Raw genomic sequence first — 14,248 nt, forward strand, 5'->3', positions numbered from 1 at the left:
CGAATGAATATAGTTAATGCACTGAAATTATTAGGGAAAGAGTACAGTAATATGGTCACAGGCGAATGACCATATTACTGGGGATCCCTCAGCCCTTTGGGAGAAGGAGAAAGACATGAGTACATGACAGTTCCCTCAGCCCTTTGGGAGAAGAAGGAGAAAGACATGAGCACGTGACAGTCCCCTCTCCCTTTGGGAGAGGGTTAGGGAGAGGGGGAAATCAAGGTGCCGGGTTCACCAGCATCTGGCCAATCGAGCCACGGTCCGCCAGTTCCAGCGTCTGGCTGGCGAACTGGAACGGGAAATGTGGCCACGAAGGCTGGCCGTAGTAAACCAGTAGCTCTACTTGCCCGTCGATCCACACCGTGTCTTTCCAGCCTCTGTCTTCCGGGAAGGGCATTGCGCCGTTCACGTTACGGATCTGGAACATCACCCCTTCAATGTGGAAGGACTGCGGGCTGTCGGCTCGCAGCGTCCAGCGCTCCCAGGTGCCCTGCTGCGCGGTTACGTCGATGCGCTGTGGGTCCCACAGTTGGCCGTTGATACCCGGATCGTCACCAAGAGTGAAATCACGGCTACGAATTGGCGTCCCGGTCATGACTTCTTCCGGCAGCAGGCGCATTGGCAGGCTGTCTGTCACCAGCGGCAACAGGCCTGTTGGGCGCAGCGTCAGCACCAGAGTGGAGATCAGAATGCTCGACGGTTCGAAGAAACCGCGAATACGGTCCACGATGCTCGCCGCTTCGCCGCAGGTAATCGACACTTCATCGCCATTGGTCATGTCGATGAGGATTTCACGACGCTCGCCCGGAGCCAGTGAGAGCTGCTTGACGGAGACTGGCGCTGGCAGGAAACCCTGATCGCCAGAAATGACGTGCAGCGCACGACCGTCACTCATTTGCAGTTGATAACGGCGAGAGTTTGACGCATTCAGCAAACGCAGGCGCACCCAGCCGCGAGATACTTCGACATAAGGACTTTGCGCACCGTTCACCAGCAACGTATCGCCGACAAACCCGCCGCTACCCGGCTCGCTGTACTCCGGCGCACCAAAGTTATCCAGCCGTTTGTCCTGAATAATGACCGGGAAGTCGTCCACGCCGTAGTGATTCGGAATAGGTAAGGACTTACTCACATCATCTTCGACCAGCCACATTCCGGCCAGGCCGCTGTAAACCTGCTGCGCCATGTGGTTCGGTGTATTCGCCTGATACCAGAGTGTGGCCGCGCTTTGACGAATCGGCAGCACCGGTGCCCAGTCGGCATTCGGTGACATCATGCGCGCCGCTCCGCCAATCAACGGGCCTGGCACCTGAAGACCACGAATGGTCATCGCCACGTTTTCCGTCAGGCGGTTGCTGTAAATCAGTTTGACGTCGTCGCCGTTCCAGACACGGATGGTCGGCCCAAGATAACGGCCATTCACTCCCCAGACCGGTGCGCGCGTGCCCTGGGTGAAAGACCAGTGGGCACGTTGCAGGGTTAAAAACAGGGGTTGTCCGCGACGAGATTCCAGCAGCGGTGGAACCGGCAGCGCGGGCTGTTGCCCCGCTGCATTTGCCCTCAGCGGCACCGCACCTGCACAAAGCGCAATCCCTGATGCCTGAATAAACTGACGCCGACTGAGTGACATATTAACTCCATGAAACTGACAACTAAACAGAGGGAAACCGTTCCCAAACTGCGTTCACCACCGTAAACCGGCTCGTGAAGGCTCTTACTTTTTCTTTTTTTCCGCTTCGCGACGAGCAACTTCCTTATCGAGCTCATCGATTTTGGCACTCATTATGTCGCGGCAATGTGCCGCCAGCTCGCGAACCTGATCTTTACCCCATTGCGTACTGTCGATAGGCGGCAGCATTTCAACGATCACCAGACCGTTGTCGAGGCGGTTGAGATTAATTTTATTCGATGTATTGGAAACGCACACCGGAATGATGGGCACGCCTGCCGCGATGGCAGCGTGAAAGGCCCCCGTTTTGAACGGCAGCAGGCCGCGACCGCGGCTGCGAGTCCCTTCCGGGAACATCCAGAAAGAGATTTTGCGCTTTTTAAAAGCATTCACCACGCTGGCAATGGTGCCATGCGCTTTGGCGCGATTGTTTCGGTCAATCAGCAGGTTACCCGTCAACCAGTAAAGCTGACCAAAGAACGGGATCCACAGCAGGCTTTTCTTGCCGACCGTGACCGTTGGCGGGATCACGATATTGGCTGCCGTCACCATGTCATAGTTATTTTGATGGTTGGCGATGTAGATGGCATTACCGAAGTTTTCATATCCTTCCGGTAAGCGTTTTTCGACTTTCAGGCCGAAAACCGGCGACAGGCGACCAAACATATGACCAAACGTCGCAACATGCTTCGGATTACGTGGGCTAAACAGGCAATAGATACAGCCAAAAATGCACACCAGAATGCAGTAAATGACAACGATGATTGCGCGAAAAATCAATAGCATAGCTACCTCTAAGAACCTAACCGCTTAGAATTATATACCGGTCAGAGGATGAAACTTGCAGAACCCTTAATGGGGTATTGTTAATCGCAACGCACGAATTAACAACGGTTTTGCCGCAAATTTTACAGCCCCTTCCGGACGGAAGGGGCAATGGGGTTACTCTTCGCTGTCACCTGCGCTGGCGCGCAGCGGCGAGTCGATATCGATTTTGTCGATTTTCTGCAGACCGCGCATCAGCGTCCCGCGACGACCACGTTCGCCCGTCACCTTCTGCAGTTCTTCCGGACGCAGCTTAATCTTACGTTTGCCCACGTGAATGGTCAGCGTGCTCTGCGGTGGAATGATGTACAGGTGTGCCAGGCCGTCAGCGCCTTTCGCCGCATCGGCGGACGGAATGCCGATTATCTTGTTGCCTTTCCCTTTCGACAGCTGTGGCAAGTCACTGACCGGGAACATCAACATGCGGCCCGCCTGGGTAATCGCCAGCAGCATGTCAGACTCATCTTCAATGACCAGCGGCGGCATAACCTGTGAGTTTTCCGGCAACGTGATCAGCGCCTTGCCTGCACGATTTCGTGCCACCAGGTCGTTGAAGGTACAGACAAAACCGTAACCCGCATCAGAAGCCATCAGCAGTTTACGATCGTCATTTTCCATCAGCATGTGTTCAACCGTTGCACCCGGTGGCAGCGTCAGCTTACCGGTGAGCGGCTCACCCTGCCCGCGTGCCGATGGCAACGAGATAGGATCGATGGCGTAACTGCGCCCTGTGGTGTCGACAAACACCACCGGCTGATTGCTCTTGCCTTTCGCGGAAGCTTTCCAGCTGTCGCCCGCTTTATAGCTCAGCCCTTTGGCATCGATGTCGTGGCCTTTCGCGCTTCGCACCCAGCCCATCTGAGACAGCACGATGGTGACCGGCTCTGACGGCAGCATGTCGTGCTCGTTCATCGCCTTCGCTTCTTCGCGTTCATGCAGCGGAGAACGACGGTCGTCGCCGAAGGCTTCGGCATCAGCCTGCAGCTCTTTCTTCAGCAGGTTATTCATCTTGCGCTCGGAAGCGAGCAGCGCCTGAATCTGATCGCGTTCTTTTTCCAGATCGTTTTGCTCACCGCGGATCTTCACTTCTTCCAGTTTGGCGAGGTGACGTAATTTCAGCTCGAGGATCGCTTCAGCCTGGGTTTCGCTGATCCCAAAGCGAGACATCAGCACCGGCTTCGGCTCATCTTCCGTACGGATGATGTGGATCACTTCGTCGATGTTGAGGAACGCCACCAGCAAACCTTCGAGGATATGCAGGCGTTTGAGCACTTTTTCGAGACGGAAATTCAGGCGACGGCGCACCGTATCACGGCGGAAGGCCAGCCACTCGGTCAGGATCTCCAGCAGGTTTTTCACCGACGGACGGTTATCCAGACCGATCATGTTCATGTTGATGCGGTAGCTTTTTTCCAGATCGGTGGTGGCAAACAGGTGGTTCATCACCTGTTCCATGTCGACCCGGTTAGAGCGCGGCACGATAACCAGACGCGTCGGGTTTTCGTGATCTGATTCGTCGCGCAGGTCGTCGACCATCGGCAGCTTTTTGTTGCGCATCTGAGCGGCGATTTGCTCCAGCACTTTCGCACCCGAAACCTGGTGTGGCAGCGCGGTGATCACCACGGCTCCGTCTTCTTTCTTCCAGACCGCGCGCATACGCACGGAACCGCGACCGCTCTGGTAGATTTTGCGGATATCCGCGCGAGAAGTGATGATTTCCGCTTCCGTTGGATAATCCGGCCCCTGGACGATATCCAGCAGCTCATCCAGCGTGGTTTTCGGCTGTTCAATCAGGGTGATAGCGGCTTTGGCGACTTCACGCACGTTATGCGGCGGAATGTCTGTCGCCATACCCACGGCGATACCGGTGGTGCCGTTCAGCAGAATATTTGGCAGGCGCGCGGGCAGCATGCGCGGCTCCTGCATCGTGCCGTCAAAGTTCGGTACCCAGTCAACGGTTCCCTGACCCAGTTCGCCCAGCAGCACTTCGGCATACTTCGACAAACGGGATTCGGTATAACGCATTGCGGCGAAGGATTTCGGATCATCCGGCGCACCCCAGTTTCCCTGACCGTCGACCAGTGGGTAACGATAAGAGAACGGCTGGGCCATCAGGACCATCGCCTCATAACAGGCGCTGTCACCGTGCGGGTGATATTTACCCAGCACGTCACCGACGGTACGGGCGGATTTTTTGAATTTGGCGCTGGCGCTCAGGCCAAGCTCGGACATTGCGTAAACAATACGACGCTGAACAGGCTTCAGTCCGTCACCGATAAACGGCAGCGCACGATCCATGATGACGTACATGGAGTAGTCGAGATAAGCCTTTTCCGTAAATTCATGTAGCGCAAGGCGCTCTGCCATATCGCTCATTAATGTGTGTTCCTCAATCTTTGCGCCGCACTGGGGTACAGACGGCAAGCATCGGGCGATAATACCTTATCTCGCGTGAGGAGTCACAGGGGGGCCGCCGGAGGCCCGGCGGCTTCTGCTATTTCAGCGGCAGGTAGATGTCCGTCTGCAATTCATGCTCCGGAACATCATTGACGAAATTGAGATAATGGAAGAACGCTGGCGCGTCGCGCAGGGTCTCACCGCTGCCCGGTAGCCAGTCGCGGAACATCGCCCAGACAGTTTGCGAGAGGTTATCCAGAGAACCTGAATGGCGTCCTACTGCATAGCGGCCCCCTTCAATTTCACCGTTGATGACGCCGAAGTCATTCGTTGGAATCGCTGCAGAAACGCTGCCGCAGATATCAAAACGGAAGGCTTCCGGCGGCGTGGTGGCCGGGTCATCCCAGGCAATGCCGAAGGTTTTGCTTTCGCGAACCGGTGACAGGCCCGTGCTTTTGCGCCATTCGATGAATTTCGCCGCGCTGGCGTTCACCAAATCCGGGCTGCCGCGATGTTGCAGCATGGCGACGTTGGTTTGTGGAAAATCGACAATTTTCACGTCCATCCTTTGTGGCTCCTGTGAGGCTATTTTCGGGACGCGCTGGTGCCAGTCGAGCCAGTCCGGCTGTTGTCGAAACTGACGAGGGCTTTGACCAAACGCGGTTTTGAAGGCACGGCTGAACGATTCCGGGTTCTGAAACCCGGCATCCAGGGCAATATCAATGATTTTATCCTGCGGATTAAACGCCAGCCGCCACGAAGCGTGACGCAGGCGTAACCATTGAATATAGCGGTACAACGGCTGGCCGCTGAAGGCCAGAAACTGACGGTGAAAATGATACGGCGAACAGCACGCCATGCTGCTCAACATTTCCAGGGTCAACGGTTCATCCAGATGGCGTGCAATATAGTCACAGACCAGGGTGAAACGTTCTCGATACGCCGAGGTGATTGCTTCGTTCATCGCATCCTCCTGATGACCTACTTTGCCCGTTCGGTCGACAACAATCCTGACCGATCTTGCGCAATGCAGCCCCGAGAAGGAAGGAGCAGCGCCGCCGCGAAAACGGCGGCACGAGGATTACTTGCTGACTTTACTGATTTGCTTCACGTCGATTTCAACAGAGTTCCAGTCTTTATCGACTTCCCCCTGAATTTCTACCACGTCCTGCGGGGTGACGGTAAGGCCGTTCCAGCGCTTGTGGTCAATATCGACATTAATGGTGCCAGTGGCATCTTTAAAGGTATAGCGATCGTCGGAGGTACGCTCAACCACATTCCCGCGCAGCGTCACCCATGCGTCATCACGCAGAGATTTGGCTTTTTCAACGGTGGTCACACTGCTGTTTGGCCCAACAAAACCGCCGGACTGCGTAGCGCCCGGGCCGGAGAAACCGCCCTGAGTGTTAGCGGCAAAAACCGGGGCTGACATCAACGCCGCAATGGCGGCAACCGCAAAAATCTTTTTCATCTTTAATCTCTCCCTTGAGTGGTGTCTGGTCCTTATTAAACCGTTCAGATCTTAACAACTTCTTAAGGAGAAAAAAGATTATTTATTGCTGTACAGCGCGGCGCGGCAAGGGTTTACTGACCGCAATACGGGCGCGTAAACAGGTGAAAGAATGCGAGTTTTACTGGTAGAAGACGACAAACTCATTGGTGATGGTCTGAAAGCCGGGCTCATCAAAATGGGCTTTACGCTGGACTGGTTCACCCGCGGCGAAGAAGGAAAAGTCGCACTTTTTTCCGCGCCCTACGATGCCGTTATCCTTGATCTCACTTTACCGGGTATCGACGGGCTGGACATTCTGCGTGAATGGCGTGCGGCGGGTCGCAAAGAGCCCGTGCTGATCCTCACTGCTCGTGATGCGCTCGCCCAGCGCGTGGAAGGGCTTCGCCTTGGGGCTGATGACTACCTGTGTAAACCGTTCGCCCTGATAGAAGTGGCCGCGCGCCTGGAAGCCCTGATTCGTCGCACTCACGGCCAGGCCAGCAATGCACTGTGTCATGGGCCGGTCACGCTCAATCCTGACAGCCTGACGGCCTTCCTGAATGATGAAGCGTTATCCCTTAAACCCAAAGAGTTCGCGCTGCTGGAATTGCTGATGCGCAATGCGGGTCGCGTGCTGCCGCGCAAGCTCATCGAAGAGAAGCTGTATAACTGGGATGATGAGGTGTCCAGTAACGCGGTGGAGGTCCACGTTCACCATCTGCGTCGTAAACTCGGCAGCCATTTTATCCGCACGGTACACGGTATCGGCTACACCCTGGGTGACCAATGAGATTTTTGCATCACATGAGCCTGCGTCTGCGCCTGACGCTGCTGTTTATCCTGCTGACGCTGGTCGCCTGGAGCTGCGCCAGTTTTATCGCCTGGCAGCAGACCACCGAAAAGCTCGATAAGCTGTTTGATACCCAACAAATGCTGTTCGCCAAACGCCTGAGCGTGATGGACTTTGACGAGCTGCACGTCACCACGCCTGCGCTGCGGACCAAAAAGAAAATCAAGCACGGGCATCTGGACGATGACGCACTGGCCTTTGCGATTTATACCGCCGACGGGCGAATGGTGGTGAATGACGGCGATAATGGCCAGGACATCCCCTACCACTATCGCCGCGAAGGGTTTGACGATGGGCGGTTAAATAATGATGACGATGAATGGCGTTTTTTGTGGGTCACCACTGCTGACGGGCGCTATCGCATCGTGGTCGGCCAGGAGTGGGATTATCGACAGGAAATGGCGCTGGATATCGTGACATCGCAGCTCACGCCGTGGCTGGTCGCCCTTCCGCTGATGGTGCTGCTGCTGATTGTGCTGCTCAGCCGTGAACTGGCGCCCTTGAAAAAACTCACCCGCACATTGCGGGAACGCTCGCCAGAATCCGATTCGCCGCTGAGCTCTTCCGGCGTGCCCGGGGAAGTTCGCCCGCTGGTCGACGCCCTGAATCAGCTTTTTACTCGCTCGCACGAAATGATGATGCGCGAGCGACGTTTTACCTCCGATGCCGCCCACGAGCTTCGCAGCCCGCTCACCGCGCTGAAAGTGCAAACCGAAGTTGCCCAGCTTTCAATGGACGATCCTGAAGGACGCGAAAAAGCGCTCTCTCAGCTTCATTTCGGCATCGACAGAGCTGCACGCCTGGTGGATCAACTGCTGACCCTTTCAAGGCTGGACTCCCTGTCGCAACTGGATGACGTGGAGCAAGTCTCGCTGGCAGATTTACTACAATCCGCGGTGATGGATATTTACCATCCGGCACAGCAGGCAGGAATTGAAGTCCGCCTGAACATTGTTGACGCGCAGGTCAGCCGCACAGGCCAGCCGCTGTTGCTCAGCCTGATGGTGCGCAATCTGCTCGATAACGCCGTTCGCTACAGCCCACGTGGCAGCACAGTGGATGTCACGCTTGAGACCACTCAGTTCACGGTTCGCGACAACGGTTCGGGCATAAGCCCAGAAGCGCTGGCCCGTATTGGCGAACGTTTTTACCGCCCGCCAGGGCAAGACGAACCCGGCAGCGGCCTTGGGTTGTCTATCGTGCGGCGCATCGCCTCACTGCATCAGATGTCCGTGACGTTTGGCAATGCGCCTGAAGGCGGTTTCATCGCGCACCTTCGTTGGTAACGGGATTATTGCTCATACAGCAAAAGACTTTGTACATTTTGCGAATTTCACCGCTACGGTGTCGGCGCTACAATGGCAGACAAACTTAGTTTTCAGAGGTGTAACCATGAGCAAGATCCTGATTATCAACGGCGGTAAAAAATTCGGTCACTCCAACGGCCAGCTGAACGACACCATGACCGAGGTCGCGGACGGTTTCCTGCGCGACGCCGGGCATGAAGTCCGTGTTGTTCGCGCCGACAGTGACTATGACGTCAAAGCAGAAGTGCAGAACTTCCTGTGGGCTGATGCGGTTATCTGGCAAATGCCTGGCTGGTGGATGGGCGCGCCATGGACCGTGAAAAAATACATCGATGATGTGTTCACTGAAGGTCACGGTTCCCTGTACGCCAGCGATGGCCGCACCCGTTCTGACGAGAGCAAAAAATACGGTTCCGGTGGCCTGATTCAGGGCAAAAAATACATGCTGTCCCTGACCTGGAACGCCCCCATGGAAGCCTTCACTGAGAAAGACCAGTTCTTCCACGGCGTGGGCGTTGATGGCGTTTATCTGCCGTTCCACAAAGCCAATCAGTTCCTGGGGATGGAAGCGCTGCCAACCTTTATCGCCAATGACGTGATCAAAATGCCTGACGTGCCGCGTGATGTAGCAGAATATCGCAAGCATCTTGGCGAGATTTTTGGTTAACTGAGGGTCTGAACACAAGGAGCGCTTGAACTATGTTAACTGTGATTGCTGAAATTCGTACCCGTCCGGGCCAGCACCATCGTCAGGCTGTACTGGATGAGTTCGCAAAAATTATCCCTACCGTTTTGCAGGAAGAAGGGTGCCATGGCTATGCGCCAATGGTCGATCACGCCGCGGGCGTGAGTTTCCAGACCACCGCCCCGGACTCCATCGTGATGGTGGAACTGTGGGAAACCGTGGCCCATCTGGAAGCCCACCTGCAAACCGCGCACATGAAAGCGTGGAGTGAAGCGGTGAAAGCCAACGTTCTGGAAAGCCACATTCGCATTCTGGAACAAGGCGTTTAATTCCCCTTCTCAATAACCCGGTGACACTTTGTTTACCGGGTTTATTCAACTCTTAAAGCCGGAGACGCCTCGTTCGCGTTATCCGGCTTTTTGTTGGGTGGTGATAACTGGAATGGGGTACGGAGTGGTGTGTTAGGGATGGGTTTGGGGCAGGAGCGGACGTTGGTTCAGCGATGTTTTTCCATCCAAGGATTCTGGCGCTCAATCCCTTAACGTACTTTGATAACCTCCAGCACCCTATATTCAACAACGTACTGACAGATCTTTTTGAGGTGAGAAAACCACGAACGCCCCACAGATTGCAGATATAATGATTTCGAATACCCCCTCTGAGTAGTTTAAATTCGCCCTCGGGACAACCTTAACTGATAAAGTCATACACAGAACTTCGAATCTCCTTAACTTTGTGTTAAATTTCAATAATATTTATAATTGGAGGTCATTATGAAGATTGATTATGACGTAAGTCTTTACAGAGAAATCGCAAATTTCAGTGTAAATAAAGTAGTTCAAGTATCTAATAGCAAAGGTAGAAAAAGCACTATTCACATCACAAATATAACGCAACTTTCGTGGCAAAGTTTGCAATTACTAGTATCCAGTGGTTCAGATAGATTTAGTAAAATGGTATTTCTCTACCGAGAGTATTCCCAGCAGGGACAGATTTCGGAGTCAGTTATTAGAGGCAAACCTCTTTCTTCGAATGAAACCAAAGAAATCAGCGAGTACATAAAAATTTATCGAGAACATAGTTTCACGAAACACCACGAAGTTAACGATTTTATAACCAAAAACAGATTGTGGGATAATTTCAAAACTATTCGCTCGTTAAACAATCATGGTAAATTTAAAGAAATTGAAGGTATTCAGCCGCCATATTTTGAGATTGTTTGTAATATTCTTAAAATTTCTGGAGATAAAGGCTTACCACTTGATAGCTATCAAAAGTATTAAAGCAAGTAATGAGTCTGATGCAGGCCATACTAAAACACATAATCACCCTAGAATTGTGACACCAAAGCACTTTGAAAAAATAAATATCACCTTAAGGATTTAGTCATATAATGAAAACCAAAAAAGAAAATAAATATAATAAAAAAAATGATTACTTTCATAATGAAAAGCCAATTCATCGAAAATCATATTGCGCCTTTTTGGATGTTCTTGGATTTTCAGCGAAAACAAGTGCCAGTTATATAAATGGCACCGAAGATACTTTATTAGCTGAATTTCACCATATCCTCACCGAAAGTCTTTCCTCGCTTGAGGAAGATACCGATGAGTCAATGCTTTACTTTAAATCATTTACAGACAACGTGGTACTTGCGCATCCTGATTTTAGCAGTGAAATGGAATCAGAATTTGGACTCATTCTCTTTCCGATCCGAGAATATCAGTTCAAAATGGCGCTTAATGGATTTTTTATTCGTGGTGGGCTTGCAGTCGGACAGCTATTCATGGATAAAAATAGTGTCTATGGTGCCGCATTGCTGGAGTCATATCGCCTGGAAAGTAACGTGGCTGTTAACCCTATTGTCGTGTTGTGCGATGACACCATGAAGATGGTAGACGAGCATCTCAAATACTACGCTAAAGGTGCGGCTCCACAACTGAGAGATGTGCTGAAAGGACCGGATGGTCGTTATTTTATAAATTATCTCGTGGAGTGTATTATTGATGGTATACATGAGCAACATCTAGATACGAATTCTTTAATCCTTCACAAACAGCAGATTGAAAAAGCATTAAAGGCTTATGCTGCTATTCCAACCGTTTTTTCTAAATTTGCCTGGCTCGCTTCATATCACAATTACTTTTGCGACATGATTTCCAAACATCCAGAATATGACGACACTATGAAAGTATCTTCAAACCTTTCTAAATTCCAGTTTAAAATTATTCAAGAATAACCCAACCAGCACACCGGAAAAACATCAAATTATGGTTTAACGTCTGGTATGAAACTATATATATTGATGTGGCTCTATCAGTCAATTATTCAATAGAATATTAATTTATTAGTGTGGGCGTCTTTCTTAAAAGCACGCCCTCCCCCGTAAGATGCATAGTGGACGGACCAACTTCACACGGATCGACACACAGCAATGCTTGATATACCCTTTGACGGTTGGAATGCCAACTTCCGCTCCTCGCTCAAAGCAGACCAAAACCATTGATTAAAATGATGTAACCAACCCAGCACGATTTCATTCCCAAACGAGATCTTCCTTCCGGAAATACCCCTTGTTGCTGCCTGGTTATCGCAGTATTCTCCCCTTCGCACCTGCCAAATCAGGTGTCGGGCTTGACCTCCTGAGAAACCTTAGTGACGACACAATGGCGCGTCTGCGCCTTTTTTGTGTCGTGCGCACGGCTGCACTACAATGGTGGGCCGGGTGGGGGCGTCGCAAGACGCGCCGGTGTCACTAAGGCCGGTAAGGTCAACCCCGCCCGGTCCGCCACCCGTGAGATTGACCTCTCCGCTGGCGGCACACTTGTCACTTAGTGGAGGTTGCCCTTATGGCATTAACCCTCGAAACAAACGCCGATGTACTTACTCTTCCCTTTAGCGCCGCAACTGACTTTACCGATCTGGCAGACTACTGCGACCGCTTTGCTGAAATTCTGATTGAATGCGACGACACTACGCAAAATCTGGCGCTGTTAGGCAGGCTCAGTGCGTGCCTGGCCCTGCTTCGTCCAACTTTAGGCGAGCCAATTCCTCAGCATTTAATCAAACGCTTTACCGTAGAAGAGCTTCTCGATGAACCGCAACGATTCGAGCCAGATGCGGAAGTGTTGTGCAATTACTGCCAGACGTTGGCGCAGTTGCTGTGTGGACACTCGCTGCCGCCGGAAAATGCAAAAGTGCTGAAAGGCTTGTTGTGTGAACTGGTGTGGATGTTTGCCGGGGATTTGAAAGCGCCGCGTTGGGCAGGAAGTGCAGTTTCACACTGAAAGGAATTGCCCGGTGGCGCTGGCGCTTACCGGGCTTTTTTATCGAGGGGATTACTTCTTCTGATTCAGCATCGCTTTTAAATCAGCGAAGGGATTATAGGTGGCTTCGCCGACGTCTTTTTGTGCGTCTTCCCCTGCGACAACCGTGGTGCCGTACTGGTCCGCTTCGGTGTATTTCGAGTGTTCGTGGTCGTGACAATACAGGCACAACAATTCCCAGTTACTGCCGTCTTCGGGGTTGTTGGTGTGGTCATGGTCAATGTGGTGAACCGTTAATTCACGCAGGTTCGAATACACAAATTCACGCGAGCAGCGTCCGCAGACCCACGGATAAATTTTCAGTGCTTTCTCGCGGTAACCGCTTTCCAGCCGGGTGTAGTTTTTAGGGATCAAAGCCATTGGAGTGTACCTGCGCTAAAAGCGACATTTTACGATAATGCCCCCACTTTACCCAAAATAAAGCAGGAGGAAAACGATAGTCTGTAAGCATCACGGCAATCCGCACCATTCTCTTTTGGTATTACTTATTTAACCCGGATGTCGGGGAGTAAAACGTACCGATAATTCCGAATTCTGCCTGACGGCCTGAAAGGGCGTGCCGCACTGTCTATGCTTTATATTCCCAAATAAAGGAGGCCGGTATGTCATCAGGACACAATGAATCGCAATCTTATCCGCGTCCACCGTTTGTGGAGCAGCCACAACCTACTCCAGGCCTGGCATCAGAGATGAAGCCGCGGCCCGATCACGGTGAGAAAAGCTACAAAGGATCGGGCAAGCTCGTCGGTAAAAAGGCCCTCATTACCGGAGGCGATTCAGGCATTGGCCGAGCCGTTGCCATAGCTTACGCCCGGGAAGGGGCTGATGTGGTCATCGGTTATTTGCCGGAAGAAGAAACGGATGCGGCGGAAGTTATTGCCCTGATTCAGGCCGAAGGGCGTATAGCCGTCGCCATTGCTGGCGATATTCGGGTGGAGTCGTTTTGTGAAACGCTGGTAGAGCGCGCGGCCTCGGAGCTGGGCGGCCTGGATATTCTGGTCAATAACGCTGGCAGACAGCAGTTCTGCGAATCGATCGAGGATTTGACGACGGCGGCCTTTGACGCGACCTTCAAAACAAACGTCTATGCGCCGTTCTGGATCACACGCGCTGCCCTGCGCCACCTGAAAGAAGGGGCGGTGATTATTAACACCTCATCGGTTCAGGCTTTTAAGCCTAGCGAAATTCTACTGGATTACGCGCAGACCAAAGCGTGCAATGTGGCTTTTACAAAGTCTCTGGCAAAGCAACTTGGGCCCAGGGGCATTCGGGTCAATGCGGTTGCACCAGGCCCCTATTGGACGCCGCTGCAGTCCAGTGGGGGACAGCCTCAGGAAAAGGTACAGCAGTTTGGGGAAGACACCCCGCTGGGACGCCCGGGTCAGCCCGTCGAAATCGCCCCGCTCTATGTTCTGCTGGCATCCGATGAGTGCTCATACGCGTCAGGCCAGGTGTGGTGCTCTGATGGCGGGACTGGCGTCGCCTGACGGCTAACACGGTTACACTGCTCGTCATCCGAATTGCCCGTTCGGATAAAGGTCATTTCATATCCGTTGTCTCAATGACAACGGATTTTTATGCTCTGAGTCCAGAATGGATAATTGCAAGCCTATTACTTAGTTAAAATCAGGGCTTTTTTAAGGTTGAGAAGTCACACAACTTTTATTTTTCTTTGCGTCCCTAAAATAGGAATG

At 52.5% G+C, this 14,248-nt stretch carries 14 protein-coding genes; 8 read left to right on the forward strand and 6 right to left on the reverse strand.

The annotated features are described in order from the left end of the window. Window positions 1-220: 220 nt before the first annotated feature. The 5 genes from ftsP to ACI2I2_RS16315 form a co-directional block, all read right to left on the reverse strand. The gene (ftsP, locus tag ACI2I2_RS16295; RefSeq protein ID WP_404658832.1) at window positions 221-1,633 is read right to left on the reverse strand and encodes a cell division protein FtsP; all 1,413 of its coding nucleotides are present in this window, start codon (window positions 1,631-1,633) and stop codon (window positions 221-223) included. An 84-nt stretch (window positions 1,634-1,717) separates the two neighbouring features. Further along, on the reverse strand, window positions 1,718-2,458 hold the full coding sequence (gene plsC / locus ACI2I2_RS16300) for a 1-acylglycerol-3-phosphate O-acyltransferase (RefSeq protein ID WP_404658833.1): 741 nt from the start codon (window positions 2,456-2,458) through the stop codon (window positions 1,718-1,720). Window positions 2,459-2,614: 156 nt separating this feature from the next. Beyond that, complete coding sequence (gene parC / locus ACI2I2_RS16305) at window positions 2,615-4,873, reverse strand: DNA topoisomerase IV subunit A (RefSeq protein WP_404658834.1); 2,259 nt, start codon at window positions 4,871-4,873, stop codon at window positions 2,615-2,617. 118 nt (window positions 4,874-4,991) lie between these two features. Continuing rightward, window positions 4,992-5,858, reverse strand: a complete 867-nt coding sequence (locus ACI2I2_RS16310; RefSeq protein ID WP_404658835.1) for a GyrI-like domain-containing protein — start codon at window positions 5,856-5,858, stop codon at window positions 4,992-4,994. Window positions 5,859-5,975: 117 nt separating this feature from the next. After that, window positions 5,976-6,365, reverse strand: coding sequence for a YgiW/YdeI family stress tolerance OB fold protein (locus ACI2I2_RS16315; protein ID WP_404658836.1), 390 nt, complete (start codon window positions 6,363-6,365; stop codon window positions 5,976-5,978). Between the two features lie 151 nt (window positions 6,366-6,516). On the opposite strand from ACI2I2_RS16315, the gene qseB reads away from it, so the two are divergent. The 7 genes from qseB (at window position 6,517) to ACI2I2_RS16350 (ending at window position 12,515) form a co-directional block, all read left to right on the forward strand. After that, complete coding sequence (qseB, locus tag ACI2I2_RS16320; protein ID WP_404658837.1) at window positions 6,517-7,176, forward strand: quorum sensing response regulator transcription factor QseB; 660 nt, start codon at window positions 6,517-6,519, stop codon at window positions 7,174-7,176. Then, entirely contained in the window at window positions 7,173-8,522 is a 1,350-nt protein-coding gene (gene qseC / locus ACI2I2_RS16325; protein WP_404658838.1) for a quorum sensing histidine kinase QseC, read from the forward strand. The genes qseB and qseC overlap by 4 nt, the downstream gene beginning before the upstream one ends. A 106-nt stretch (window positions 8,523-8,628) precedes the next feature. Continuing rightward, on the forward strand, window positions 8,629-9,210 hold the full coding sequence (locus ACI2I2_RS16330; RefSeq protein WP_404658839.1) for an NAD(P)H-dependent oxidoreductase: 582 nt from the start codon (window positions 8,629-8,631) through the stop codon (window positions 9,208-9,210). 32 nt (window positions 9,211-9,242) lie between these two features. Then, window positions 9,243-9,557, forward strand: a complete 315-nt coding sequence (locus ACI2I2_RS16335) for a putative quinol monooxygenase (protein ID WP_404658840.1) — start codon at window positions 9,243-9,245, stop codon at window positions 9,555-9,557. A gap of 444 nt (window positions 9,558-10,001) precedes the next feature. After that, the gene (locus ACI2I2_RS16340) at window positions 10,002-10,511 is read left to right on the forward strand and encodes a hypothetical protein (RefSeq protein ID WP_404658841.1); all 510 of its coding nucleotides are present in this window, start codon (window positions 10,002-10,004) and stop codon (window positions 10,509-10,511) included. Between the two features lie 110 nt (window positions 10,512-10,621). After that, on the forward strand, window positions 10,622-11,467 hold the full coding sequence (locus ACI2I2_RS16345) for a hypothetical protein (RefSeq protein WP_404658842.1): 846 nt from the start codon (window positions 10,622-10,624) through the stop codon (window positions 11,465-11,467). A 610-nt stretch (window positions 11,468-12,077) separates the two neighbouring features. Then, a complete protein-coding gene (locus ACI2I2_RS16350; protein WP_404658843.1) occupies window positions 12,078-12,515 on the forward strand; it encodes a hypothetical protein in 438 nt (145 codons plus the stop codon). A gap of 51 nt (window positions 12,516-12,566) precedes the next feature. Here ACI2I2_RS16350 and yajD read toward each other — a convergent pair whose 3' ends face one another. Continuing rightward, window positions 12,567-12,914, reverse strand: coding sequence for an HNH nuclease YajD (yajD, locus tag ACI2I2_RS16355; protein WP_404658844.1), 348 nt, complete (start codon window positions 12,912-12,914; stop codon window positions 12,567-12,569). A 242-nt stretch (window positions 12,915-13,156) separates the two neighbouring features. Here yajD and ACI2I2_RS16360 point away from each other — a divergent pair, with 242 nt between their 5' ends. Continuing rightward, entirely contained in the window at window positions 13,157-14,041 is an 885-nt protein-coding gene (locus tag ACI2I2_RS16360) for an SDR family oxidoreductase (RefSeq protein WP_404658845.1), read from the forward strand. Window positions 14,042-14,248: the final 207 nt, after the last annotated feature.

The organism is Scandinavium sp. NPDC088450 (genome assembly GCF_044900545.1).
In the GTDB taxonomy this organism is placed as follows: Bacteria; Pseudomonadota; Gammaproteobacteria; order Enterobacterales; family Enterobacteriaceae; genus Scandinavium.

Coding starts and splice junctions, on each gene's coding strand:
- ftsP (WP_404658832.1), bottom strand. CDS start 1,633: ATGTCACTCAGTCGGCGTCAGTTTATTCAGGCATCAGGGATTGCGCTT.
- plsC (WP_404658833.1), bottom strand. CDS start 2,458: ATGCTATTGATTTTTCGCGCAATCATCGTTGTCATTTACTGCATTCTG.
- parC (WP_404658834.1), bottom strand. CDS start 4,873: ATGAGCGATATGGCAGAGCGCCTTGCGCTACATGAATTTACGGAAAAG.
- ACI2I2_RS16310 (WP_404658835.1), bottom strand. CDS start 5,858: ATGAACGAAGCAATCACCTCGGCGTATCGAGAACGTTTCACCCTGGTC.
- ACI2I2_RS16315 (WP_404658836.1), bottom strand. CDS start 6,365: ATGAAAAAGATTTTTGCGGTTGCCGCCATTGCGGCGTTGATGTCAGCC.
- qseB (WP_404658837.1), top strand. CDS start 6,517: ATGCGAGTTTTACTGGTAGAAGACGACAAACTCATTGGTGATGGTCTG.
- qseC (WP_404658838.1), top strand. CDS start 7,173: ATGAGATTTTTGCATCACATGAGCCTGCGTCTGCGCCTGACGCTGCTG.
- ACI2I2_RS16330 (WP_404658839.1), top strand. CDS start 8,629: ATGAGCAAGATCCTGATTATCAACGGCGGTAAAAAATTCGGTCACTCC.
- ACI2I2_RS16335 (WP_404658840.1), top strand. CDS start 9,243: ATGTTAACTGTGATTGCTGAAATTCGTACCCGTCCGGGCCAGCACCAT.
- ACI2I2_RS16340 (WP_404658841.1), top strand. CDS start 10,002: ATGAAGATTGATTATGACGTAAGTCTTTACAGAGAAATCGCAAATTTC.
- ACI2I2_RS16345 (WP_404658842.1), top strand. CDS start 10,622: ATGAAAACCAAAAAAGAAAATAAATATAATAAAAAAAATGATTACTTT.
- ACI2I2_RS16350 (WP_404658843.1), top strand. CDS start 12,078: ATGGCATTAACCCTCGAAACAAACGCCGATGTACTTACTCTTCCCTTT.
- yajD (WP_404658844.1), bottom strand. CDS start 12,914: ATGGCTTTGATCCCTAAAAACTACACCCGGCTGGAAAGCGGTTACCGC.
- ACI2I2_RS16360 (WP_404658845.1), top strand. CDS start 13,157: ATGTCATCAGGACACAATGAATCGCAATCTTATCCGCGTCCACCGTTT.